This is a genomic window from Priestia megaterium (assembly GCF_041941685.1).
Taxonomy (GTDB): domain Bacteria; phylum Bacillota; class Bacilli; order Bacillales; family Bacillaceae_H; genus Priestia; species Priestia megaterium_C.
In genome coordinates this window covers 3956416-3981435 of sequence record NZ_CP130958.1, presented here as the reverse complement: position 1 = coordinate 3981435, position 25020 = coordinate 3956416, and the positions used below count along the sequence as shown (strand labels likewise).

Below are 25020 nucleotides of genomic sequence, written 5' to 3'. Positions count from 1 at the left end.
TAAGAATGAAGTATAGGAGCTTTTACATGAGAATTTTATTTATTGGAGACGTAGTTGGTTCTCCAGGCCGTGAAATGGTTGAAGAATATTTACCAAGATTAAAAAGAAAATACTCTCCGGGACTTACAATTGTGAATGGAGAAAATGCAGCTTCAGGAAAAGGCATTACCGAAAAGATTTATCGTCAGTTCTTACAAGCAGGGGCTAACATTATTACCCTTGGTAACCACGCGTGGGACAAACGTGAAATTTTTGATTTTATTGACGATGCAAAAAATCTTGTTCGTCCAGCTAATTTTCCTGAAGGTACACCGGGCAAGGGAATTACGTATTTTACGTACAATCAGCTTGAGGTAGCCGTGATTAATTTACAAGGGCGAACGTTTATGGCTCCGCTTGATTGTCCATTTCAAAAAGCAGATGAACTGATTGAAGAAGCACGTCAGCGCACTCCGCTTATTTTTATTGATTTTCATGCTGAAACAACAAGTGAAAAGCAAGCGATTAGCTGGTATGTGGACGGTCGTGTCAGCGCTGTTGTCGGCACTCATACGCATGTTCAAACAGCTGACAATCGTATATTGCCAAAAGGAACAGCCTACATCTCTGACGTAGGAATGACGGGACCTTATGACGGCATTTTAGGGATGGAGCGCGAAGCTGTTATTAAGCGTTTTTTAACGTCTCTTCCTGTTCGATTTGAAGTACCAAAAGAAGGAAGAACGCAGCTTAGTGGAATCGTTATTGATATTGATCAAAAGACGGGGAAAGCAACAAAAACAGAGCGAATTTTAATTAACGAAGACCATCCGTTTTTTGAATAAAGGGAAAAAGTCAATGTGTCGAAAGACGATACGTTGGCTTTTTTATTTTGTCAAAAACGTAAAAAGAAAAAAGAAAGGTGTAGAAATATAAGTTTTTGAATATTTAGGAAAAACAAGCAGGAATACGTTTGACATATCGTGAATATAGTAACATTGAAATCAATTAAGTCATTGGTCTAATGATCTCTCATCATACATTGTAAAGAATAAGGAGGAGCTAGATATGGAAATATTAAAAGTTTCAGCAAAGTCTAATCCAAATTCAGTTGCTGGTGCCTTAGCAGGCGTACTGCGCGAACGCGGCGCAGCAGAAATTCAAGCCATTGGGGCCGGGGCGCTTAATCAAGCAGTAAAAGCTGTAGCAATCGCAAGAGGGTTCGTTGCACCAAGTGGGGTTGATTTAATCTGCATCCCAGCTTTTACAGATATTCAAATTGATGGAGAAGAGCGAACAGCCATTAAATTAATTGTAGAGCCGCGATAATTATAAAAACCACGGACCTGTAAAGCATAGAAGCCAAACAGGTCCTTTTTGTATAGAGTTAAAGGGGTGTGGGTTGTGATATTTGATGCTCATTGTGATGTATTGATGAAACTCTGGTTAAATAAACGTTTATCTTTTACATATGATTCAGCGCTGCATGTGACGTTAGAAGGAATAAAAAAAGCAAAAGGGAAAGTTCAGCTATTCGCTATTTATATTCCAGAAGCGGTTCCCGCAGCTCAGCGCTTTGATGTTGCGTTAGAAATGATCCAGCTGTTTCAGAGTCATATTTTATCGCTTCCCGGTGTGAAATGGGTTCGTTCAAAACGCGATATAGATAGCTTGAAAAAAGGTGAAATAGGAGCAATGCTGACGCTTGAAGGCTGCGATGCCATTGATACAAGTTTAGTTCGCTTAAAGACACTTTTTTCACTGGGTGTACGTTCAGTAGGTTTGACATGGAATTACAGCAATGCTGTGTGTGACGGTATTTTAGAACCTCGAGGCGCGGGGTTATCTTCTTTTGGAAGAGAAGTTGTTGAATTGAACAATGAATATAAAGTGTGGACGGATGTCTCTCATTTATCGGTAAGAGGTTTTTGGGATGTGATTGAGCTAGCGCAATATGCAGTGGCTACTCATTCCAATTCACACGTATTGTGTTCTCATCCCCGGAATTTAAGAGACGATCAAATTCATGCTTTAATAAAGCGAAACGGCGTGATTGGCATTACGTTTGTGCCTGAATTTTTAACGAGTTCTGCCAAAGCGCAAATAGCGGATGTGATCCGCCATCTTGATTACATGTGTGAAAGAGGAGGCGAATACTCCGTTGGTTTTGGCTCTGACTTTGACGGCATTGACAAAACTGTTCATCGTCTCGGAAGGTATGAACAGTATACAAATTTAATCGAAGAGCTCCTTAAGCATTACACTGAGGAGCAGGTAAAACGTTTTTTGTTTCAAAACTTTGCTGATCGTGTATGCAGCTAATAAAAAAAGAGCTTTTTCTTCTTGGAAAAGCTCTTTTTTATAGAGGTTATTTATATACTAATGCCTCATGTGAAGGCAGAAAAGATCATTAAAAAACTTCATCTTATTCATTAAATATAAATATAATTAAAACGATTGAGAATTCAATGGAAAGGGTTGCATTTTTCTGGCAATCGGAATAAAATTGAAAACGGATTATGGAGCTGCTCAAGCAGAAACGTATCCTGCACAGCGGCAAGGTGCTGTGGGAGTTTTGCAGATGATTTTGGTTGGTGAAATGCAGAAGAAAATGAAATCGTTTGCTAATTTACTTTTTTCAGTTTTTATCAATAAAATAGATTTCTATATTATGAGCAATTAAAGGAGTGGCGTTGATTTATGGTACAGCAACTTTCATGGAAAGTTGGCGGACAGCAGGGTGAGGGAATCGAAAGTACGGGAGAAATCTTTTCAACCGCTTTAAATCGATTAGGTTATTACTTATACGGCTATCGTCATTTTTCTTCTCGTATCAAAGGTGGACATACAAATAATAAGATTCGAGTGAGTACAACTCAGGTTCGATCTGTGTCAGATGATTTGGATATTTTAGTTGCGTTCGATCAGGAAACAATCGATGTAAACGTCCATGAGCTGCGCGTAGGAGGCGTTGTAATTGCAGATGCGAAATTCAACCCAAGTCTGCCCGAAACATGTACAACTGCTACGCTATATGCTGTTCCGTTTACGGAAATTGCAACAGAATTAGGAACGTCGCTAATGAAGAACATGGTTGCTATAGGCGCTTCAAGTACTGTGCTTCATATTGACACAGAAGTATTTGAAGAAGTAGTACTTGAAATCTTCGGTAAAAAGGGCCAAAAAGTTGTACAAAAAAACATGGAAGCTATTAAAAAAGGTGCAGATTACATTCGTGAACAGCTAGGCGAACAATTAGAAACAATGAAACTAGATGCAGCGGATGGTAAAAAACGTATGTTTATGATTGGAAACGATGCGATTGCGTTAGGTGCTTTAGCCGGTGGCGCTCGTTTTATGCCAGCATATCCAATTACCCCTGCTTCAGAAATCATGGAATACTTAATTAAAAAGCTTCCTCAATTTGGTGGAACCGTTATTCAAACAGAAGATGAAATCGCAGCATGTACGATGGCTATCGGAGCTAACTATGCAGGCGTACGTGCACTGACAGCATCAGCTGGACCTGGTCTATCATTAATGATGGAGTCGATTGGATTAGCGGGAATCACTGAGCAGCCTGTTGTGATTATAGATACGCAGCGCGGCGGTCCAAGTACAGGGCTTCCAACTAAGCAAGAACAGTCTGATTTAATGGCCATGATTTACGGTACGCATGGTGAAATTCCGAAGATCGTTATGGCGCCAAGTACGGTTGAAGAAGCATTCTACGATACGATTGAAGCGTTTAACTTAGCAGAAGAATATCAGTGTCCAGTTATTATGCTAACGGATTTACAGCTTTCACTTGGGAAGCAATCAGTAGAACCGCTTGACTATAACCGCGTTGAAATCCGCCGCGGTAAGCTTCAGCAAGGAGAGCTAGAAGAGCTGGAAGAAAAACAATACTACAAGCGCTACCGCGTAACAGAAGACGGCGTATCACCACGCGTCATTCCAGGAATGAAGCATGGCATTCATCACGTGACGGGAGTAGAGCATGATGAGACAGGAAAGCCATCTGAATCTCCGGTTAACCGCGATGATCAAATGAATAAGCGTCTTCGTAAAACAAAAGGAATTCGTTTTAATACGCCAATTCATGTTCACTCTCATGAAAAAGAGGCTGATATTTTATTTGTTGGATTTAATTCGACGCGTGGAGTCATTGAAGAGGCAATGGAACGTTTGGAACAGGACGGTATAAAAGTAAATCACGCTCACATTCGTTTGATTCATCCTTTCCCAGCTGACGAACTGCTTCCTTACGTGCAAGGAGCTAAAAAAGTAGTCGTCGTTGAAAACAATGCTACTGGACAGCTTGCTAATATTTTAAAAATGAATATTGCAAGTCATGATAAAATTCAAAGCGTATTGAAGTATGATGGAAATCCATTTCTTCCGCAAGAAGTATACGCAAAAAGTAAGGAGATGTTTGTGTTAAATGGCAACGTTTAAAGATTTTCGTAACAGTGTAAAACCTAACTGGTGTCCGGGGTGTGGAGATTTCTCCGTACAAGCAGCCATTCAACGCGCATCTGCTAACGTAGGTTTAGAACCTCATGAGCTTGCTGTTATTTCAGGTATTGGATGTTCTGGACGTATCTCTGGTTATATTAATTCATATGGTTTTCACGGTATTCACGGACGTGCGCTTCCAATCGCTCAAGGTGTAAAAATGGCTAATCGTGACTTAACCGTTATCGCATCTGGCGGTGATGGAGATGGGTTTGCTATCGGTATGGGACACACGGTACATGCGATTCGCAGAAACATCGATGTGACGTATATCGTAATGGATAACCAAATCTATGGTTTAACAAAAGGACAAACATCTCCTCGCAGTGAAGTAGGATTCAAGACAAAAAGTACGCCTGAAGGATCAATCGAGTCGTCTTTATCTGTTATGGAGCTTGCGTTAACTTCTGGAGCAACGTTTGTGGCTCAAAGCTTTTCAACGAATTTAAAAGAGTTAACAAGCTTAATTGAACAAGGCATCCAGCATAAAGGTTTTTCTTTAATTAACGTATTTAGCCCGTGCGTAACGTATAACAAAGTGAACACGTATGATTGGTTTAAAGAAAACCTAACTAGTCTTAGCACAATTGAAGGTTATGATGCAAACAATCGTATGCAAGCTATGCAGACGTTAATGGAGCATAACGGCTTAGTAACAGGGCTTATTTACCAAAATGCGCATCAGCCGTCGTATCAGCAGCTTGTTCACGGTTATAGTGAAGAGCCGCTGTCAAAAGCAGACTTAGGCATGACTGAGGAAAAATTTGATGAGCTAGTAGCTGAATTTATGTAAAAGAGGCTGCAATAAAAGCAGTTTAGTAGAGGGAAAATCCGAACGTTGAACTGAGATTCTTGATGGAGAATCCAACTCGTTCGGATTTTTTCATAGTGATAGCGAACGTATGTTTCGTGGAGGGGGTGGCTTCTAGCTGTTAATTGGAGAGCTAGGAGAAGGCTCCTACGGGAAAAGCGAAATAGGTGAGAACCCGCGGGAGCGGAAGCGACGGGGAGGCTCATCGGCCGCTCGCCGAAAGCGAAGTTTTGCACAGAAATCAACAGCGGTGTAATAAGCGAATTTCTATGAGCTCTTTTATCCCATTTGTTCGTCTCTAAAATAGATTAATTTAGTTATGTATCAATCTCTTTTTGTGATTTAATAAATGTTTCGAAAGTCGAACGAAATTTTAACGAAACAGGTATAGAAAATAGGTATATGATTGTGTTCGCTACTTGAAAGTTATATACTATGTTAATGTGATGAGTTTTATGCATAAGCATAAGGCTGTCACATTTTTTTGCGATTTACAGGTGCAACGTGACAATTGTCATGGCGAAAGGAGATTTTTTTATGAATGAAAAACAACGTTTAGAAAGCAACCAAGTTAATCCAGCGGACAAAAAATCCGAAAAGGATTACAGTAAATATTTTCAAACAGTATACATGCCACCTTCTTTAAAAGATGCGAAGAAACGAGGAAAAGAAGAAATTTCCTATCACAATGATTTTGCAATCGATGAACAGTTTCATGGAATGGGACAGGGACGTAAGTTTTATATCCGTACGTACGGCTGTCAAATGAATGAGCACGATACAGAAGTAATGGCTGGTATTTTTCTAGGCCTTGGCTACGAGCCAACTGACTCTGTTGAAGATGCTCATGTTATTTTATTGAATACGTGTGCGATCCGTGAAAATGCGGAAAATAAAGTGTTTGGTGAATTAGGACACTTGAAGGCCTTAAAGCGCGAGCGCCCTGAGCTATTAATCGGCGTCTGCGGATGTATGTCTCAAGAAGAGTCAGTTGTAAATAAAATTTTACAAAAACATCAGCACGTGGATATGATTTTTGGTACACACAACATTCACCGTTTGCCTCACATTTTAAACGAAGCATACCTAGCAAAAGAAATGGTGATTGAAGTATGGTCTAAAGAAGGGGACGTTATTGAAAACCTTCCAAGAGCACGTAAAGGCAGCGTCAAAGCATGGGTTAACATCATGTACGGCTGTGACAAGTTCTGTACGTACTGTATCGTTCCGTATACGCGAGGAAAAGAACGAAGCCGCCGTCCAGAAGACATTATCCAAGAAGTACGTCATTTAGCTGCTCAAGGCTACAAAGAAATTACGCTTTTAGGTCAAAATGTTAATGCATACGGAAAAGATTTTGAAGACATAACGTACGGCCTAGGCGACTTAATGGACGAAATCCGTAAAATTGACGTTGCTCGTATCCGTTTTACAACAAGTCATCCTCGCGACTTTGATGACCGTTTAATTGAAGTTCTTGCTAAAGGCGGAAATCTTGTCGACCACATTCACTTGCCTGTTCAATCAGGAAGCAGCGATATCTTAAAAATTATGGCACGAAAATATTCTCGTGAACATTATTTAGAGCTTGTTCGTAAAATTAAAGAAGCCATTCCAACAGCATCATTAACAACTGATATTATTGTTGGTTTCCCAAATGAAACGGATGAGCAGTTTGAAGAAACAATGTCGCTATATCGTGAGGTTGAATTCGATAGTGCTTATACATTTATTTATTCACCTCGTGAAGGTACGCCAGCTGCTAAGATGCAAGACAACGTACCAATGAAAGTGAAAAAAGAGCGTCTTCAACGCTTAAATGCTCTCGTAAATGAAATTTCTGCAAAGAAATTGAAGGAATATGAAGGTAAAGTTGTCGAAGTATTAGTAGAAGGTGAAAGTAAAAATAATCCGGAAGTATTAGCAGGCTACACGGAAAAAAGTAAGCTTGTAAACTTCAAAGCACCTAAGTCAGTGATTGGGCAACTTGTAAAAGTAAAAGTTACAAAAGCCAAAACATGGACATTAAACGGGGAAATGGTAGAAGAAACAGCAGAGGTGAAGTAATATGGCGCAGTATAACAAGAGTGACGTAATTAAACGTGCTCAAGAGCTGGCAAAAATGATTGCTGAAACGGAAGAAGTAGATTTCTTCAAGCGTGCCGAAGCTCAGCTTAACGAAAATCAAAAAGTGCGTGAAACCATTGCAAGCATTAAAAGTTTGCAAAAACAAGCTGTTAATTTCCAACATTATGGTAAAACAGAAGCGTTAAAACAAGTGGAGGCAAAAATTGATCGTTTACAGGAAGAGCTGGATGAACTGCCGATTATTCAGCAGTTTCAAGAGTCTCAAATAAACGTGAATGATTTGCTTCAACTTGTTGCTAACACTATTTCAAACACAGTAACGGATGAAATTATTGTGTCAACAGATGGTGATTTACTGCGCGGTGAAACAGGTTCGCAGGTGCGAAACAGCCCTGGATCTAGCTGCTCATAAAGAAAAAATGCCTCAGCAATTTGCTGAGGCATTTTTTTGTGCATCCCGTGGCATGAAAATTGGGCAGATTTTCTCTCTAATAATTGTCACGTTTTTCTATATCCTTGCATACAATGGAACATAGGTTTTTTATGCCTTAAACCTAGTTTCTTAAAAATAATGTGCAAACAAGTGAATGAGCCTGCATAGGATGAAATGAAGATAGTTTGAGGAGGGTATGCTCACATGTCACAACACTATAGAGAAATTATTACAAAAGCAGTCGTAGGTAAAGGTCGCAAGTTTACACAATCGTCTCATACGCTTGCACCGAAAAATCGACCAACAAGCATCTTAGGGTGCTGGGTGATTAACCATGAGTACAAAGCAAAGAAAAGCGGCAGCAATGTAGAAGTTGACGGCAGATATGATGTTAACATCTGGTATTCGTACAATAATAATACAAAAACCGAAGTTTGGACGGAAACCGTATCATACAAAGATAATATTAAGCTGCGCTATAAAGACGAAGATTCTATTGGAGACGATTACGAAGTAATTGTTCGCGTGCTGCAGCAGCCAAATTGCCTAGAGTGCACAATTTCACCAAATGGAAATAAAACGATTGTTCAAGTAGAGAGAGAATTATTGGCAGAAGTGATTGGCGAAACCAAGGTTTGTGTTGCAGTAAATCCGAAAGGCTGCGATGATGAAGACGAGTTTGATTTAGACGTAGATGACGATGAATTTGAAGATTTGGATCCTGATTTTATATTAGGAGACGATGAGTAACTAGGAAGAAGTTCTTCCTAGTTTTTTTATTTTTACTATTTTAAGAAAATTCTTATAAAAATAAAAAATATATTGCTTTTTGTCGAATGCGCAGTGTATAGTAAATCTAAAGAAAATAATGCATTAATTTTCAGAAAATTTAGTTATATCAGATAAGTATTTTTTGGGGGTTTACTATGAGCTTATTTCGTAAAAAATCAATTCAAATGTTAATTAGTGAAACCAACTCTAAAGGTGTTAAATTAAAAAAGGATTTAGGCGCTTTCGATTTAACAATGTTAGGAATTGGAGCCATTATCGGAACCGGAATTTTTGTATTAACGGGCGTAGCCGCCGCTGAACATGCCGGTCCAGCTTTAGTTATATCTTTCATTATGTCAGGACTTGCGTGTGTGTTTGCAGCTCTTTGTTATGCAGAGTTTGCCTCAACAGTTCCCGTTTCAGGAAGTGCATACACTTACAGTTATGCAACATTTGGTGAATTAATCGCTTGGATTTTAGGGTGGGATCTTATCTTGGAATACGGTCTTGCTTCTTCAGCTGTAGCCAGCGGATGGTCCGGGTATTTCCAAGGATTATTAGCAGGGTTTGGCATACATTTTCCAAAAGCTTTAACAAGTGCATACAATCCTGCAAACGGCACGTATATTGATATTCCAGCAATTATGATCGTGTTTTTAATCACATTACTTTTAACGCAAGGAGTAAAAAAATCTTCACGTTTTAATGCTATCATGGTTATTATTAAACTTGCTGTTGTACTTCTGTTTATCGGGGTAGGAGTTAGCTATGTTAAACCAGAAAACTGGACGCCGTTTATGCCGTTTGGTTTCTCGGGAGTAGCGACAGGAGCAGCAACTGTATTCTTCGCCTACATTGGGTTTGATGCTGTAGCAACAGCGGCCGAGGAAGTACGCAAGCCTCAGCGGGATATGCCAATCGGAATTATCGCATCTCTCGCGATTTGTACAGTCCTTTATATCGTCGTATCGCTTATCTTAACAGGAATCGTACCTTATACAGAATTAAATGTTAAAAACCCTGTAGCATTTGCTTTAAGCTACATTAACCAAGACTGGGTAGCAGGATTTATTTCATTAGGCGCAATTGTTGGTATTACGACGGTATTACTCGTTATGATGTATGGACAAACTCGTTTATTTTATGCGATCAGTCGAGATGGTCTATTGCCGAAGCCTTTTTCAAAAATCAGTGAGAAAAAACAAACGCCAGTAGTAAATACGTGGATTACATGTTTACTAGTATCCATCTTCTCTGGTTTAGTACCATTAGGAAGATTAGCAGAGTTAACAAACATCGGTACTCTTTTTGCTTTCATGACCGTATCAATTGGAATTTTATATTTACGTAAATCAAAACAAACTTCAGAATCGACTGGTTTCCGCGTACCGTTCGTGCCGGTGATTCCAATTTTAGCTTTTGTGTTCTGTTTATACTTAGCACTTCAGCTTCCAAAGTTAACATGGATTAGTTTCGTAATTTGGCTTGTACTAGGGCTAGTGGTTTACTTCTTATACGGACGTAAGCATAGTCATTTGAACAGCAGTAAATAATGAAAAGCTTCGGACAAGCTTCTTCCTTCGTCCGAAGCTTTTTTATTTGTTTTATGAAAAGAAATTGAAGATTGTTCTATTTGAATAAATTAAGTTTAAGAAAGACTTATGTTATAATACGTGTAGCAAAACGCACAACTAGATGTGGTATGGAGGAATAGTATGGCAGCGTATACGCCAATGATACAGCAATATTTGAGAATTAAGGCAGAGTATCAAGATGCCTTTTTATTTTTTAGATTAGGTGATTTTTATGAAATGTTCTTTGAAGATGCTACGACAGCTTCTCAAGAACTTGAAATAACATTAACAAGTCGAGACGGAGGAGGACAAGAGAGAATTCCGATGTGCGGGGTTCCGTACCACTCTGCTCCTACGTATATCGAGCGTTTAATTGAAAAGGGATTTAAAGTAGCTATTTGTGAGCAAGTAGAAGACCCTAAGCATGCAAAAGGTGTTGTAAAGCGAGAAGTGGTACAGGTGATTTCACCCGGAACACTGATGAACGAACGCGGACTGCATGAAAAGGAAAATAACTATATTTGTTCTGTTACTGCGTTCGAGGATCAAACGTTTGGTCTTGCTCTTTCTGATTTGTCTACAGGAGAAAACAGCGTAACGCTTGTTAGTTCGTTTCACGATATAGTCTCAGAGATTTATGCAAAAGAAGCAAAAGAAGTCGTTGTAAGCTCTGAGTTTCCTGCTGACTTATTACAAACACTAAAAGAGCGCATGACGATTACCATTTCTTATGAGAATAGTACAGAACAAGTAGAAGGACTAGATTATTTAGTAGAGTCGCTTCAGCAGCAAAAGCTTATTACAACATTTGCGCGTATTCTTCAGTATTTAACTCGCACGCAGAAGCGTTCGCTTGAACACTTACAGCCCGTGCAGTTTTATCAAATCAATGAATATATGAAAATTGATTTGTTCTCTAAGCGAAACTTAGAGTTAACCGAAACGATTCGTTCAAAAGGAAAGAAAGGCTCGCTTCTATGGTTATTAGACCAGACCGTTACGGCAATGGGCGGCCGTTTATTAAAAAATTGGATTGACCGTCCGCTTTTAAAACAAGCAGATATTGATAATCGTTTGAATATGGTAGATGTCTTAATGAAACAGTTTTTTGAACGAGAAGAACTGCGTGAGTTGCTAAAAGACGTATATGATTTAGAACGCTTAGCTGGTCGAGTAGCTTTTGGTAATGTAAATGCTCGTGATTTAATTCAATTAAAAAAATCATTGCAAAATGTGCCTCATATCCAAGAGGTTGTGAATCGTTTGAATCATCCTTATGCCACCAAGCTTGTTGAAGACATTGATCCTTGTGAGCGATTAGCTAATCTTCTTGAAAGAGGATTAAAAGAGCACCCTCCTTTGTCAATTAAAGAAGGAGACATTATTAATGACGGCTATCATGAACAGCTTGATCAATACCGAGATGCAAGCCGAAACGGAAAAACGTGGATTGCGTCACTTGAACAGCAAGAGCGTGAGAAAACAGGGATTCGCTCACTGAAAATTGGTTATAATCGCGTGTTCGGCTATTATATAGAAGTAACGCGGGCAAATCTGCATCTTTTGCCTGAAGGAATGTATGAACGAAAACAGACGTTAACCAATGCAGAGCGTTTTATTACGCCTGAGCTGAAAGAAAAAGAAGCGCTGATTTTAGAAGCGGAAGAGAAGATTGTAGAGCTGGAATATGAATTGTTTTTACAAATTCGTGAAGAAGTAAAAGCATATATTCCAAGGCTGCAAGAACTCGCTAAAAAAGTAAGTGAGATTGACGTACTGCAGTGCTTTGCAAAAATCAGTGAAGAACGTCATTACACGAAGCCTATTTTTTCAAATGAAGATATTTCGATTCAAAATGGACGCCATCCAGTGGTAGAAAAAGTAATGAATTCGCAGGAATATGTGCCAAACGACTGTCAAATGACGGATGATAGTTCAATTTTACTGATTACAGGACCCAATATGTCTGGTAAAAGTACGTACATGCGTCAGGTCGCTTTAACGGCGATATTAGCTCAAATTGGCTGTTTTGTGCCAGCAGACGAAGCGATTCTGCCGATTTTTGATCAAGTGTTTACACGTATCGGGGCAGCCGATGACTTAATTTCAGGTCAAAGTACGTTTATGGTCGAGATGCTAGAAACGAAAAATGCAGTGACAAATGCCACTCAGTCGAGTCTAATTCTGTTAGATGAAATTGGACGCGGCACGTCTACGTATGACGGAATGGCACTTGCTCAAGCAATTATTGAATACGTTCATGAACATATTGGCTGTAAGACACTATTTTCTACTCATTATCATGAATTAACCGTACTCGATGAGTCGCTTCCTGCGCTCAAAAATGTTCATGTAAGCGCAGTTGAAAAGAATGGGAAAGTCGTCTTTTTACACAAAATCAAAGATGGTGCCGCAGATAAAAGTTATGGTATTCACGTAGCGGAACTAGCAGAACTTCCAGATCCGCTTCTAGAGCGAGCTCGCGTCATCTTACACGATTTAGAACAATCTTCTGAGCGTGAACCTGTACGTCAGGCTCCAAAAAGAGAAGAGATGACGCAACAAGTTCCACAAGAAGGTGCTTCTTTGATTCAAGAAGAACGTGCAGATAGTAAAAAAGCAGATGAAGCTAATCAGCTTTCGTTCTTTGAAATAGAAGAGAAAAAAGAAAAGCCTGCGCTTTCGAAACGGGAAAAGGCAATTATAGATCGTTTAAAAGAGCTGGATATTTTAGAAATGACGCCTTTAGACGCAATGAATGCGATGTATGAACTGCAAAAATCATTAAAGAAGAAATAGATTGAGAGGAGTGAGTCTGTGGGTAAAATTGTGCAGCTTTCAGACGAACTTTCAAATAAAATTGCTGCCGGAGAGGTTGTTGAACGACCTGCTTCGGTGGTGAAAGAACTAGTCGAAAATGCTATTGATGCAAACAGTACAGTTATTGAAATTGAACTAGAAGAAGCTGGCCTTTCAAAAATTCGTATATTGGATAATGGAGACGGCATTGCTTCTGAAGACTGCTTGACCGCTTTTAAAAGACATGCGACAAGTAAAATCAAAACAGAACAAGATTTATTTCGAATTCGAACGTTAGGATTTCGCGGTGAAGCTTTGCCAAGTATTGCTTCGGTTTCAATGCTTGAACTCAAAACGAGTACGGGAGAAGAAGCCGGCACTCATCTTAAACTTAGAGGCGGAGAAATCGTTCATCACGAGTTAACGTCAAGCCGAAAAGGTACCGAACTTGTTATTGAAAACTTATTTTTCAACACACCTGCACGTTTAAAATATATGAAGACGGTAAACACGGAGCTTGGTAACGTAACGGATGTCGTTAATCGTCTTGCGATGTCTCATCCTGAAGTTTCAATTCGGCTTATGCATCAAGGAAGACAGCTTCTGTATACAAACGGGAGCGGAGATGTGCGCCAAGTGCTTGCCGCTATTTATGGAATGGCAGTAGCCAAAAAAATGATTCCGATTAATGTTCAGTCTCTTGATTATGAAGTGAATGGTTACGTTGCTCTTCCTGAAATCACAAGAGCTTCTCGCAACTATATGTCCACCATTATTAACGGTCGGTTTGTTAAAAACTACGGGCTGTTAAAAGCGGTACAGCAGGGCTATCATACCCTTTTACCTATCGGCCGTTTTCCAATCGTATTTTTAACCATTACAATGGACCCTTTGTTAGTGGACGTGAATGTTCATCCAGCGAAACTAGAAGTGCGCTTAAGTAAGGAAGCGGAGCTGTTTGAACTTATTGAACAAGGAGTGAAAGCTGCTTTTAAAAAGCAGCAGTTAATTCCGGATGCTGTAGTGCCAACTAAGTCAAAATCAGCTATTCAGCCAACTGAGCAGCAGACCTTTACATTTGATCATCAGTCTAAACCGCCTGGCTATCAGCCGGCTAATACGGTTCGCGAGCCTAGCTTTAAGGAGGCTCCCGCTCGTGTAGACGAGATCATGCCGCCTGTTAAAAAAGAGGTCATACGTCAAGATGAAGAACTTGAACCAACGTTTCGAGAAATAGAACACTATGAAGAATCGGTGGAAGAAAACGCCGCTATTCCAGAACCAAACTATTCAGCCAAAGAGCAGCCAGAACCGCGTGTTCCTGCGATGTACCCAATTGGCCAAATGCACGGAACGTATATTTTGGCACAAAATGAAAAAGGATTATTTATTATTGATCAGCACGCGGCGCAGGAGAGAATTAAGTACGAATATTTTAAGCAAAAGCTTGGAGAAGTAGATTCAGAAGTTCAAGAACTGCTTATGCCGCTTACGCTAGAGTTCTCGGGAAATGAAGCCTTGATTTTAGAAGAATACAAAGACATGCTTGCTGAAGTAGGAGTCTTTTTAGAACCGTTTGGACAAAACTCCTATATAGTTCGTTCGCATCCGCAGTGGTTTCCAAAAGGAGAGGAACAGGAAACCATTGAAGAAATGATTCAGCAAATCTTTACGATGAAACGAGTCAATATCGAAAAGTTACGAGAAGAAGCGGCTATTATGATGAGCTGTAAAGGATCGATTAAAGCGAATCATCATTTGCGAAACGATGAGATTTTTGCTTTACTTGAAACGTTGAGAAAAACAACAGATCCATTTACGTGTCCGCACGGACGACCAATTATTATTCATCATTCGACGTATGAAATGGAAAAAATGTTTAAGCGAGTGATGTAGGCAATGCGGCTAGCTGCAGCTAGCCGTTTTGTTGAATAAATCATGGCCATTTGGATAAAATGGAATGATGTGAATGCCTATAGATGAAAGTAGTGTTGTTATGACGGGTGAGAAACCAAAACTTATTGTCATTATTGGACCAACTGCGGTTGGTAAAACAAAATTGAGCATTGAACTTGCCAAACAGTTAGACGGAGAGATTATTTCAGGTGATTCAATGCAAATTTATAAAGGGATGGATATCGGAACAGCGAAGGTGTCAGAAGAAGAGATGCAGGGTATTCCCCATTACCTGATCGATATTAAGGAGCCGGATGAATCGTTTTCTGTGGCAGAATTTCAAGAGATTGTAAGAAAACAAATCGATGATATTCACGCTAGAGGAAAAATGCCGATGATTGTTGGAGGAACGGGTCTTTATATTCAATCCGTTATTTATGATTATCAGTTCACGGAAACTCCGAGTGATGAAAAAGTTCGTGAACGAATGGAAGTATTTATTAAAGCTCATGGCATTGATCCCCTGTATGAAAAGCTAGAAGAGATTGACCCAGACAGTGCAGCTGCTATCCATAAAAACAACCATCGTCGTGTAATCAGAGCGCTTGAAGTTTATGAAGTAACCGGCAAAAAATTCAGTGACTATACAAAAGAACAGTCGCAAGAGTTATTATATGACGTAAGCATTATTGGACTTACAATGGATAGAGACGTATTATATGAGAGAATTAATCACCGAGTCGATACGATGATGCAGGCTGGACTGCTTGATGAAGTCAAATCATTGTACGAAAGTGGGCTGCATGATGTACAATCAATTCAAGCTATCGGCTACAAAGAGCTGTATGCTTATTTTGAAGGACGCTGCACGCTCGAAGAAGCCGTTGAACAGTTGAAACAAAATTCACGCAGATATGCAAAGCGTCAGTTAACGTGGTTTCGAAATAAAATGCCTGTAAAATGGATAGAGATGGAAGTTGACAAATTTCCCGAAAAGTTTGCTGAAATTTTTACATATATTGCAGGAAAGCTGAAGAAAGAAGCGAATTAAGTAAACAGATAGAGAAACGAGGAGGCCGAATAATGAAACAATCAGTTAATATTCAAGACCAATTTTTAAATCAATTACGTAAAGAAAATATCTATGTGACGGTATTTCTTTTAAATGGTTTTCAATTAAGAGGACTAATTAAAGGATTTGATAACTTTACTGTGTTAATTGAATCTGAAGGAAAACAACAGCTGATTTATAAACATGCGATTTCGACATTTGTACCAAATAAAAATATTACAGTAGAACTTGAATAGAGATTAAAGAGAAGCATCCGCATATTCGGATGCTTTTTTTATGCAAATAAAGGCTTAAAAAAGTTTCTTAACATTGTTTTTACTCATCGAACATAAACCTTATAATAGACGATTATTTCTTCGGTAATAAGAGATCATTGTCTTCGTATCGTTCATCGCATGCAGCTATGCGATACAGAGAAGTGGGATGAAACGAGAGGTGAACATGGTGGAGCAGCCGATAACTCTTAAAAATAATGGGCAAATTAATATCATTTTAAATAATGAAACAAAAAAGGAAAAATCGTATACGACATCAATTCCGCGTCCTGCCAAAAAAGCTGTCATAAATCATGAGCCGCTTCGGGAAATTGAACGAGAAATGAGCGGACTGGTTGGAATGGAAGAATTGAAAAAAATGATAAAAGAAATATATGCGTGGTTATATATTAACAAAAAAAGAGAGGAACAGGGCTTAAAAGCGGGAAAGCAGGCGCTGCATATGATGTTTAGAGGAAATCCAGGAACAGGGAAAACGACGGTAGCCCGCCTGCTAGGTAAATTATTTTTGAATATGAACATTTTGTCCAAAGGACATTTAATTGAAGCAGAGCGGGCAGATTTAGTTGGAGAATACATTGGTCATACCGCTCAGAAAACGAGAGATCTTGTAAAAAAAGCGCTTGGAGGTATTTTATTTATTGATGAGGCTTATTCTCTTGCAAGAGGGGGAGAAAAAGATTTTGGAAAAGAAGCGATTGATACATTGGTCAAACATATGGAAGATTCAAATGATAAGTTTGTATTGATTTTAGCTGGTTATCCAAGAGAAATGGAAAATTTCTTAAGTCTTAATCCAGGGCTGCGCTCTAGGTTTCCGTTTATTTTTGATTTTCCGGATTATGATGTAAATGAACTGATGGACATTGCCGGTCACATGATGAATGACAGGCAGTATCAGTTTAGTACAGAGGCCTATAAAAAGCTAAAAGATCATTTCATGGACGTGAAGTACAATCAGACGCCCAGGGATTTTAGTAACGGTCGATATGTGCGAAACATTATCGAACGTTCCATACGTACTCAATCCATGAGGCTTTTAGAAGAAGAAAGCTTTGAGCGCAACGAGCTTCTAACTTTAACGTCAAGCGATATTCAGCTGTAAAAAAAAGCCTTTCGTCACGAAAGGCTTTTTTTTCTACATATTTGGTTGTCGAATCGTTTTGATCGGCAGGCGCCATTTGTAAATATATGAACACATCCGAAGACCTACAAGTAAGATAAATAACGTATAAAGTTCTATAGGAGTATTTGTAATATGCAGCCCTACGCTAAATCCTGCGATAATCGCCCATACCGCATAAATTTCATCTTTAAGAACAGTAGGCTTTCGGCGTGCTAATAAATCTCGGATAATCCCCCCGCCGCTTCCTGTTAAGACCGCAGCTACAATCACTGCGCTAAGCGGATGGTTCATATGAGTGGCATAAAGCGCTCCTTGAATCGCGAATGCTGCAAGGCCAATGGCGTCCGAAAAGTTTCCCCATCGCTTCCAATGTTTTAAGATATTGTTTGGAAATAAAAAAGTGGCAGTGATAGATAATAAAGCAATCTGAAAAAAGAGTCCTTGTTCCCAAAGGGCAGACACCGGTACACCGATAAGCAGGTTTCGAATGGCTCCTCCGCCAAAAGCCGTTACGATTCCCAGTATGTAAACGCCTAAAATATCATACTCCTCTTCCATGGCAATGAAAGCTCCGCTGATTGCAAAGGCAATCGTTCCAATAATGCTAAGTACGTCCCAAGTCATGATGCTATCCCCTTTATTCTGTTTTCACCAAGTAGCGACTATTATTTTAAAATCAGGCAGCCTGATTCAAATTTCGATAAGTAAACCAATTCAAATTGTATACAGAATTTCGTGATATTTCAATGTTTTTTTAATCATCGTTTTATAGATTTTAAAAAGGGTGTTAAACTAGTAAAAGACAATGTATTCTGTCTCTTTTGCAAAGATGGAGAAATGGACATTTTTTTGATATGATATGAATGATTTGTCAATTTAATAGTAAGGGAAGGAAAAATCTTTGACAGCAGAAATGAATACTGAACTTGAACGCGTAATTTTAGTCGGATGTCAGCTTCATGACGATGACGAACGTTTTGAATATTCAATGGATGAGCTAGCATCTTTAACTGAGACTGCAAAAGGCGAAGTGCTGGTAAGGTTAACGCAAAAGCGTGATCGCATTCATCCAGCTACTTATATTGGAAAAGGGAAAGTAGAAGAACTTGTGGCTCTTGAAGAAGAGTTAGAACCTGATTTAATTGTATTTAATGATGAATTGTCACCGAGTCAAATCCGCAATTTGTCAGCAGGGTTATCTGCGCGTATTATTGACCGCACGCAGCTGATTTTGGATATCTTCGCACAGCGTGCTCAAACGCGAGAAGGAAAAATGCAGGTGGAACTTGCTCAATTAAATTATCTGCTACCTAGGTTAGTAGGACAAGGTACCGCTTTGTCGCGTCTTGGAGGCGGAATTGGAACAAGAGGTCCTGGTGAAACGAAACTTGAAAGTGACCGCAGACATATTCGCCGTAAAATTGATGAAATTAAGCGTCAGTTAAAGACAGTGGTAAGTCACCGCGAACGTTATCGAGAAAGACGTAAGCGTAATCATGTCTATCAAATTGCAATTGTGGGCTATACGAACGCTGGTAAATCGACGATCTTTAACCGCTTAACAGAGGCTGGTATTTTTGAAGAAAATCAGCTGTTTGCAACTCTTGATCCAACGACAAGGCAGTATACGCTTCCGTCAGGACTAACGGCTCTGTTAACGGATACGGTTGGCTTTATTCAAGATCTTCCAACAACGTTAGTAGCTGCGTTCCGTTCAACACTTGAAGAAGTAACCGAAGCTGACCTTGTTTTGCACGTGGTAGATTCATCTAATCCAGATTACAACAACCACGAAAAAACAGTGCATCGCTTACTAGAAGAGCTGAACGTAACGGACATTCCGATGCTGACAGTTTACAATAAAGAAGATATGCAGCATGAATTATTTGTCCCATCCGCTTCGACATCTTTATCAATGAGCGCTTTTAAAGCTACTGATTTAGTGAAGCTTGGGAAAAGAATTCAAGAAGAAATGAAAAAAGAAATGGCGTTTTTTCATGTGCTGCTGCCGGCTTATGAAGGAAAAATGCTCGCTGAACTCAAAACGGTCTCTATTCTTGAGTCGTTAAAATTCAATGAAGAAACTGAGAAGTATCAGTGCAAAGGGTATATTGCAAAAGAGCATCCCCTTTACAAAAAGCTACAAACGCTTGAAGAAAGTTGAGGAACAAAGAAATGATGTTTGATCAGTTAAAAAACGGCGCACGCATTCGGGAACTTGCTGAAAAAGTAGAAAAACAAATTAAGCCCGTACATGAGAAAATTGACGAGCGCATTGAAGCAAATCAATTTCGGGTGCTGCAAAGCTTTCAGCAAAATCGAGTGAGTGATTCACATTTTAATCCAACAACGGGGTATGGATATGACGATCTAGGCCGCGATACGTTGGAGAAAGTATACGCGGACGTTTTTGGAACAGAAGCTTGCCTGGTGCGTCCGCAAATTATTTCAGGTACGCACGCAATTGGCATTTCGCTGTTTGGTGTACTGCGTCCTGGAGATGAACTATTATATATAACTGGAAAGCCTTATGACACCCTTGAAGAAATCGTTGGTATACGAGGAAGCGGGGTAGGCTCTTTAAAAGAATATAATATTAGCTATAAATCAGTAGATTTAACAGGGCAAGGTCAAGTGGATTTTGAAGAAGTGAAAGCGTCTATTCATGAGCACACAAAGATGATAGGCATTCAGCGCTCAAAAGGTTATGGCATTCGTCCTTCTTTTACAGTCGCGCAAATAAAAGAAATGATTTCTTTTGTAAAGAGTATTAAGCCTGACGTTGTAGTATTTGTGGATAACTGCTACGGTGAATTTGTAGAAACAATCGAGCCAACGCATGTAGGAGCAGATTTGATGGCGGGGTCGCTCATTAAGAACCCTGGTGGAGGTCTGGCTAAAATCGGTGGCTATATTGCAGGACGAAAAGAACTAGTGGAAGCTTGTTCATACCGAATGACAACTCCTGGAATCGGTGCAGAAGCTGGAGCGACGCTGTATAGCTTGCAAGAAATGTATCAAGGTTTCTTTTTGGCTCCGCACGTAGTGGGTCAAGCATTAAAAGGAGCGGTTTTCTCATCCGCTATGTTCGAAGAGCTAGGGATGCAAAGTGAGCCGAAGTGGAACAGTGAACGAACAGATTTAATTCAATCCGTGCAGTTCGATGACCGCGATAAAATGGTTTCTTTTTGTCAGGCTATTCAATTTGCTTCGCCAATTAATTCACACGTAACGGCCTATCCTGCTTATATGCCAGGGTACGAAGATGATGTGATTATGGCAGCTGGAACGTTTATACAAGGAGCAAGCCTCGAGCTGACGGCAGATGGACCTATCAGGCCTCCTTATGTCGCTTACGTGCAGGGCGGGTTAACGTATGCTCACGTAAAAGTAGCAATATGCATGGCAGTAGATCAAATGCTGACGAAAGAACTTTTATAAAATATAAGATAGAAAGACTATTTTCTCCCCGCTAAGAAAGAAAAGATAGGCTTATAAAAATAAACGAAGTGCTATTTATTTGTATAGAAGAAATGTTCAGAAAAATTTATGTTAGAATTACTAACATTCGGTTGACAGGTGAACTAACATAGCATACAATGTAAATAGTTAATCCAAAGGAGGAACTGAAATGAGTGACAACATTCGAAGAAATACGCCACTTTTCCCAATTGGAATTGTGATGCAGTTAACTGAGTTGTCGGCTCGCCAAATTCGCTACTATGAAGAACATGAATTAGTTGCACCAGTAAGAACAGAGGGAAATCGACGATTATTCTCATTTAACGATGTTGATAAGCTGCTTGAAATCCGTGATCTTATTGAACAAGGTGTAAACTTAGCAGGTGTAAAACAGCTGTTTCATCTTCAAAAGGAGCAAAAAGGGCATAAGCAAGAAGAAAAAGTTGTGGCAGCAACAGCAAAGCCAGAATTAACGGACGATGAATTGCGAAAAATGCTTCGTGCAGAACTTATGCAAGCAGGCCGTTTTAATCGAGCAACTTTAAATCAAGGAGATATGTCCAGGTTCTTTCATTAATAAAGTTATCAATATTTATGCCGTTCGTATATGAGGGGTATAGATTATAAATATTATATAGAGATTTAGGGGAGGATCACACGATGGCAAAGTACACAAAAGAAGATATTTTCCGCAAAGTTCAAGAAGAGAATGTAAAGTATATTCGTCTTCAGTTCACTGACATTTTAGGAACAATTAAAAACGTTGAAATTCCAGTAAGTCAATTAGAAAAAGCGTTAGACAACAAAATGATGTTTGACGGTTCTTCTATTGAAGGGTTTGTACGTATTGAAGAATCAGATATGTACCTATTCCCGGATATTGATACATTTGTTATTTTCCCTTGGACATCTGAAAAAGGTAAAGTAGCACGTTTTATTTGTGACATCTACAATGCAGATAGAACTCCGTTTGATGGCGATCCACGTAATAACTTAAAACGTGTGTTAAAAGAGATGGAAGAGTTAGGATTTACTGATTTTAACCTTGGACCTGAGCCAGAGTTCTTCTTATTCAAATTAGACGAAAAAGGCGAACCTACATTAGAATTAAATGATAAAGGTGGCTACTTCGACTTAGCGCCAACTGACCTTGGTGAAAACTGCCGTCGTGACATCGTATTAGAGCTTGAAGAAATGGGCTTTGAAATTGAAGCATCTCACCATGAGGTAGCTCCTGGACAACACGAGATTGACTTTAAATATGCTGCTGCATTAAAAGCTTGTGATGATATCCAAACGTTCAAACTTGTTGTAAAAACAATTGCACGTAAACATGGCTTACATGCTACATTTATGCCAAAACCATTATTTGGTGTGAATGGTTCAGGTATGCACTGTAACGTTTCATTATTTAAAGATGGTCAAAACGCATTTTATGATGAAAACGGTAATCTAGAGCTAAGTGATACTGCTCGTCAATTTATCGCAGGTATCATCAAGCACGCACACAGCTTTACAGCAGTCACAAATCCTACTGTAAACTCTTATAAGCGTCTAGTGCCTGGATATGAGGCTCCTTGTTATGTTGCATGGTCTGCTCGCAACCGTAGCCCATTAATCCGTATCCCAGCTTCTCGCGGCGTAGGAACTCGTGTTGAGGTACGTAGCGTAGACCCAGCTGCTAACCCATATTTAGCAATGGCTGTTCTATTAAAAGCTGGTTTAGATGGAATCAAGAACAACCTTGAAGCTCCAAAACCTATCGATCGTAATATCTATGTAATGACAAAAGAAGAGCGTGTTGAAGAAGGTATCGTAGATTTACCTGCAACATTAGCTCAAGCTTTAGATAGCTTCCAATCAAACGAAGTTATGGTTTCTGCATTAGGTGAACACTTAGCAGAGCACTTCGTTGAAGCGAAAGAAATCGAATGGGATATGTTCCGTACACAAGTTCACCCTTGGGAACGTGACCAATACATGAGCCAATATTAATTCCTAAAAGTCCGAGAGATCGTTTATACGTTCTCTCGGACTTTTTTGTTTTCAAAATGAATAACATTCTGCATGCGTATATTAAATATCGAACTAAACTGTTCATAAAACAAGTATAGCTGCCTGTCGTACAATTTACGGGAGGTTTTTTATTGTTTTGTTATTACAGGAAAGAATTTGGTTATACGAATTAAAAAGGATAAGCTTTTTGTCTCATTGAATCTATATGTAAAAGTAGTGTATAACAGATAGAGAGATTGTTTATGTGTTCACTCTGCACTTCAGTATAACTTCAGAGAATTTTCAGCCAGTCGTAGTGTCATTAGAAAATACTGTTGGAGAGGAATGGAATAAAAATGCAAGAAGGAAATTTTTTCAAAGGTTTAGTAATAGGCATATTAATAAGCATTCCAATTTGGATTGTTCTCATTGTTATAGGTATCCTGCTTTTTAAGTAGATCCAAATCTAATAATAAAATAGACAATACTTTCCTCGTAGTGTATACTTTAAATGAAAATGATAATTATTATCATTTAATCAACAAATCAACACTCTGCATATAGCTGTCACTCCTTGAGAGCTATCCTTATTCAGTATTCTGTCTATAAAGCAGAATAACCCGTAGCCATTAGGAAGCGGGTCTTTTTTTAGTGATTTTTCACTTGGTAGGCTAGTATACGTAACACTTTTTGCCCCCGTGCATATGTTAACAATAAGGAGGGACAAGTAATATGAAAAAAATCTATCTTGATGCAGGACATGGTGGGGCAGATGCAGGAGCAGTTGGAGCGAACGGACTATATGAAAAAAACTTAGTTTTGAAAATTCAACAATATTTAATAAGCTATTTAAATAGCACATACAGTGATTTTTCGATTAAAACCACTCGTACCACAGATGTTTTTTTATCGTTATCTCAGCGCGCTTCTCAAGCTAATTCGTGGGGCGCAGATGCATTTATGTCTATTCACGTAAATGCCGGTGGAGGAACAGGATATGAAGATTATGTTTATAGAAGCGCTAGCAATGCCAGTAAAACGTTTCAATCAATTGTCCACGGCCAAGTACAGCCAACGCTGCTGTCGTATAATCATCCGAATCGCGGTCGAAAATCAGCCAATTATGCGGTGCTTCGCTTAACAAATATGCCCGCAGTACTAACTGAAATAGCTTTTATTGATAACCGCACCGATGCAGCACTTCTCCAAAACGAAGCTTTTTTAAAAAGCATGGGTGAATCGTATGCAAAAGGAATTGCCATCTATTTGAATTTACCTCGTCGTGCAGTTCCAAACCCAAATCCAACACCAACACCAAATCCATCACCTTCTGAACCAGGTACAAAAACGTATACGATCAAGCAAGGAGATACGCTTTATAGTATTGCACAGAAGTACAACATAACAGTACAAGCGGTTCAAGAAGCGAATACAGGGCTTTCTGATCCTTTAACACTACAGGTTGGAAAAACAATTGTTATTCCTTCAGGAACTTCACCAACACCAAATCCAACACCACCTTCTGAACAATATCCGCTTCCAAATGGAGTTTTAAAACAAGGTGATTCTGGAGAAGCTGTGAAGCAGCTTCAAAAAGCATTAAACGCGGTAAATTTTAAAGTAGGGTCAGTAGACGGAATATATGGAGTTCAAACGAAAGATGCAGTAAGACGTTTTCAGCTTGTGTATCTTCCTTATGATGTAGATGGCATTTATGGTCCTCAAACGAAAAATAAGCTAGCAGCCGTTTTGAAAGCAAACAGTTAAAGTGGAAAGGTCTTCTGTAAGCAGGCAGAAGGCCTTTTGTTCTCCCGTTAAAAGCGCCTAAAGGACTATTTTATTGTTCACGTAAAATAATGCTTTACAAACCATTTGTACGGGAGTATATTATCTAAGAACAAAGGATAGTTATGAAAGAAACATGTTATCAATCATACCCTTTAACCGAAAATTATATTGACCTGTTATCGCTTAATTCGTCAGAAGTGGGGGACCCAAATTTGTGCATTGTCACTTGGGGTGAATCCTTTTTTAAAGGTAGGGCTACTCTCATAGCCCGAATCCGACAGCTAACCCCATAAGCGTTTTGGAGAGGAGGTTTAAGCTGTGTAAAAACGCTGAGAACCCTTAGTGTTTTTTTTGTGCGCTTTTTTAATATAAAAAGGTATTTTTTAGGGATAATATCACTTATTCGTGAACTTGTAACGGAGCTTAGCAATGA

The 25020-nt window shown here is 39.2% G+C and carries 21 protein-coding genes and 1 riboswitch; of the genes, 20 read left to right on the top strand and 1 reads right to left on the bottom strand.

What is annotated here, in order from left to right:
* The first annotated feature begins 26 nt into the window (after positions 1-26).
* The 15 genes from Q5794_RS21140 (at position 27) to spoVK (ending at position 17321) form a co-directional block, all read left to right on the top strand.
* Complete coding sequence (locus Q5794_RS21140; protein WP_028411380.1) at positions 27-824, top strand: TIGR00282 family metallophosphoesterase; 798 nt, start codon at positions 27-29, stop codon at positions 822-824.
* Between the two features lie 223 nt (positions 825-1047).
* Positions 1048-1308 carry a stage V sporulation protein SpoVS gene (gene spoVS / locus Q5794_RS21135; RefSeq protein ID WP_003181955.1) on the top strand — a complete coding sequence of 87 codons (261 nt, stop codon included), beginning with the start codon at positions 1048-1050 and terminating at the stop codon, positions 1306-1308.
* A 75-nt stretch (positions 1309-1383) separates the two neighbouring features.
* Positions 1384-2301 (top strand): dipeptidase, encoded by a 918-nt coding sequence (locus Q5794_RS21130; RefSeq protein ID WP_374988412.1) that lies wholly within the window; start codon positions 1384-1386, stop codon positions 2299-2301.
* Positions 2302-2485: 184 nt separating this feature from the next.
* Positions 2486-2662 carry a hypothetical protein gene (locus Q5794_RS21125; RefSeq protein WP_374988411.1) on the top strand — a complete coding sequence of 59 codons (177 nt, stop codon included), beginning with the start codon at positions 2486-2488 and terminating at the stop codon, positions 2660-2662.
* A 17-nt stretch (positions 2663-2679) separates the two neighbouring features.
* A complete protein-coding gene (locus tag Q5794_RS21120) occupies positions 2680-4437 on the top strand; it encodes a 2-oxoacid:acceptor oxidoreductase subunit alpha (protein WP_214984445.1) in 1758 nt (585 codons plus the stop codon).
* Entirely contained in the window at positions 4424-5290 is an 867-nt protein-coding gene (locus Q5794_RS21115; RefSeq protein WP_013058799.1) for a 2-oxoacid:ferredoxin oxidoreductase subunit beta, read from the top strand. Before Q5794_RS21120 ends, Q5794_RS21115 begins: the two co-directional genes overlap by 14 nt.
* 555 nt (positions 5291-5845) lie before the next feature.
* The gene (gene miaB / locus Q5794_RS21110) at positions 5846-7375 is read left to right on the top strand and encodes a tRNA (N6-isopentenyl adenosine(37)-C2)-methylthiotransferase MiaB (RefSeq protein WP_374988410.1); all 1530 of its coding nucleotides are present in this window, start codon (positions 5846-5848) and stop codon (positions 7373-7375) included.
* Position 7376: 1 nt separating this feature from the next.
* Entirely contained in the window at positions 7377-7808 is a 432-nt protein-coding gene (locus Q5794_RS21105) for a RicAFT regulatory complex protein RicA family protein (RefSeq protein WP_013058797.1), read from the top strand.
* A gap of 225 nt (positions 7809-8033) precedes the next feature.
* Positions 8034-8579 (top strand): outer spore coat protein CotE, encoded by a 546-nt coding sequence (locus Q5794_RS21100; RefSeq protein WP_192996268.1) that lies wholly within the window; start codon positions 8034-8036, stop codon positions 8577-8579.
* Positions 8580-8755: 176 nt separating this feature from the next.
* The gene (locus tag Q5794_RS21095; protein WP_303524881.1) at positions 8756-10153 is read left to right on the top strand and encodes an amino acid permease; all 1398 of its coding nucleotides are present in this window, start codon (positions 8756-8758) and stop codon (positions 10151-10153) included.
* A 162-nt stretch (positions 10154-10315) separates the two neighbouring features.
* A complete protein-coding gene (gene mutS, locus Q5794_RS21090; RefSeq protein WP_374988409.1) occupies positions 10316-12973 on the top strand; it encodes a DNA mismatch repair protein MutS in 2658 nt (885 codons plus the stop codon).
* 18 nt (positions 12974-12991) lie between these two features.
* The gene (gene mutL / locus Q5794_RS21085) at positions 12992-14869 is read left to right on the top strand and encodes a DNA mismatch repair endonuclease MutL (protein WP_374988408.1); all 1878 of its coding nucleotides are present in this window, start codon (positions 12992-12994) and stop codon (positions 14867-14869) included.
* A gap of 100 nt (positions 14870-14969) precedes the next feature.
* Positions 14970-15920 carry a tRNA (adenosine(37)-N6)-dimethylallyltransferase MiaA gene (gene miaA / locus Q5794_RS21080; protein ID WP_374989244.1) on the top strand — a complete coding sequence of 317 codons (951 nt, stop codon included), beginning with the start codon at positions 14970-14972 and terminating at the stop codon, positions 15918-15920.
* A gap of 32 nt (positions 15921-15952) precedes the next feature.
* Complete coding sequence (gene hfq / locus Q5794_RS21075) at positions 15953-16177, top strand: RNA chaperone Hfq (RefSeq protein WP_013058791.1); 225 nt, start codon at positions 15953-15955, stop codon at positions 16175-16177.
* 187 nt (positions 16178-16364) lie between these two features.
* Positions 16365-17321, top strand: a complete 957-nt coding sequence (spoVK, locus tag Q5794_RS21070; protein ID WP_116514693.1) for a stage V sporulation protein K — start codon at positions 16365-16367, stop codon at positions 17319-17321.
* A 33-nt stretch (positions 17322-17354) separates the two neighbouring features.
* Here the strand turns inward: spoVK and Q5794_RS21065 are convergent, their stop codons facing one another.
* Complete coding sequence (locus tag Q5794_RS21065) at positions 17355-17966, bottom strand: trimeric intracellular cation channel family protein (RefSeq protein ID WP_013084735.1); 612 nt, start codon at positions 17964-17966, stop codon at positions 17355-17357.
* Positions 17967-18243: 277 nt separating this feature from the next.
* On the opposite strand from Q5794_RS21065, the gene hflX reads away from it, so the two are divergent.
* From hflX to Q5794_RS21040, 5 genes are all read left to right on the top strand, one after another.
* Entirely contained in the window at positions 18244-19506 is a 1263-nt protein-coding gene (gene hflX, locus Q5794_RS21060) for a GTPase HflX (RefSeq protein WP_374988407.1), read from the top strand.
* A 14-nt stretch (positions 19507-19520) separates the two neighbouring features.
* Positions 19521-20783 carry a methionine gamma-lyase family protein gene (locus Q5794_RS21055; protein WP_192996528.1) on the top strand — a complete coding sequence of 421 codons (1263 nt, stop codon included), beginning with the start codon at positions 19521-19523 and terminating at the stop codon, positions 20781-20783.
* 190 nt (positions 20784-20973) lie between these two features.
* Positions 20974-21381, top strand: coding sequence for a MerR family transcriptional regulator (locus Q5794_RS21050; RefSeq protein WP_013058786.1), 408 nt, complete (start codon positions 20974-20976; stop codon positions 21379-21381).
* 83 nt (positions 21382-21464) lie between these two features.
* Positions 21465-22799, top strand: a complete 1335-nt coding sequence (glnA, locus tag Q5794_RS21045) for a type I glutamate--ammonia ligase (protein WP_013084732.1) — start codon at positions 21465-21467, stop codon at positions 22797-22799.
* A 732-nt stretch (positions 22800-23531) separates the two neighbouring features.
* On the top strand, positions 23532-24566 hold the full coding sequence (locus tag Q5794_RS21040; protein ID WP_374988406.1) for an N-acetylmuramoyl-L-alanine amidase: 1035 nt from the start codon (positions 23532-23534) through the stop codon (positions 24564-24566).
* A gap of 191 nt (positions 24567-24757) precedes the next feature.
* A riboswitch (cyclic di-AMP (ydaO/yuaA leader) is annotated at positions 24758-24898 on the top strand.
* Positions 24899-25020 lie beyond the last annotated feature (122 nt).

Excerpts from the sequence above, each read along its gene's own strand:
- glnA (WP_013084732.1), top strand. The coding sequence starts at position 21,465 with ATGGCAAAGTACACAAAAGAAGATATTTTCCGCAAAGTTCAAGAAGAG.
- mutS (WP_374988409.1), top strand. The coding sequence starts at position 10,316 with ATGGCAGCGTATACGCCAATGATACAGCAATATTTGAGAATTAAGGCA.
- Q5794_RS21100 (WP_192996268.1), top strand. The coding sequence starts at position 8,034 with ATGTCACAACACTATAGAGAAATTATTACAAAAGCAGTCGTAGGTAAA.
- Q5794_RS21115 (WP_013058799.1), top strand. The coding sequence starts at position 4,424 with ATGGCAACGTTTAAAGATTTTCGTAACAGTGTAAAACCTAACTGGTGT.
- Q5794_RS21065 (WP_013084735.1), bottom strand. The coding sequence starts at position 17,966 with ATGACTTGGGACGTACTTAGCATTATTGGAACGATTGCCTTTGCAATC.
- miaB (WP_374988410.1), top strand. The coding sequence starts at position 5,846 with ATGAATGAAAAACAACGTTTAGAAAGCAACCAAGTTAATCCAGCGGAC.
- Q5794_RS21105 (WP_013058797.1), top strand. The coding sequence starts at position 7,377 with ATGGCGCAGTATAACAAGAGTGACGTAATTAAACGTGCTCAAGAGCTG.
- Q5794_RS21040 (WP_374988406.1), top strand. The coding sequence starts at position 23,532 with ATGAAAAAAATCTATCTTGATGCAGGACATGGTGGGGCAGATGCAGGA.
- Q5794_RS21120 (WP_214984445.1), top strand. The coding sequence starts at position 2,680 with ATGGTACAGCAACTTTCATGGAAAGTTGGCGGACAGCAGGGTGAGGGA.
- hfq (WP_013058791.1), top strand. The coding sequence starts at position 15,953 with ATGAAACAATCAGTTAATATTCAAGACCAATTTTTAAATCAATTACGT.
- Q5794_RS21095 (WP_303524881.1), top strand. The coding sequence starts at position 8,756 with ATGAGCTTATTTCGTAAAAAATCAATTCAAATGTTAATTAGTGAAACC.
- spoVS (WP_003181955.1), top strand. The coding sequence starts at position 1,048 with ATGGAAATATTAAAAGTTTCAGCAAAGTCTAATCCAAATTCAGTTGCT.
- miaA (WP_374989244.1), top strand. The coding sequence starts at position 14,970 with ATGACGGGTGAGAAACCAAAACTTATTGTCATTATTGGACCAACTGCG.
- Q5794_RS21050 (WP_013058786.1), top strand. The coding sequence starts at position 20,974 with ATGAGTGACAACATTCGAAGAAATACGCCACTTTTCCCAATTGGAATT.
- Q5794_RS21140 (WP_028411380.1), top strand. The coding sequence starts at position 27 with ATGAGAATTTTATTTATTGGAGACGTAGTTGGTTCTCCAGGCCGTGAA.
- spoVK (WP_116514693.1), top strand. The coding sequence starts at position 16,365 with ATGAAACGAGAGGTGAACATGGTGGAGCAGCCGATAACTCTTAAAAAT.
- Q5794_RS21055 (WP_192996528.1), top strand. The coding sequence starts at position 19,521 with ATGTTTGATCAGTTAAAAAACGGCGCACGCATTCGGGAACTTGCTGAA.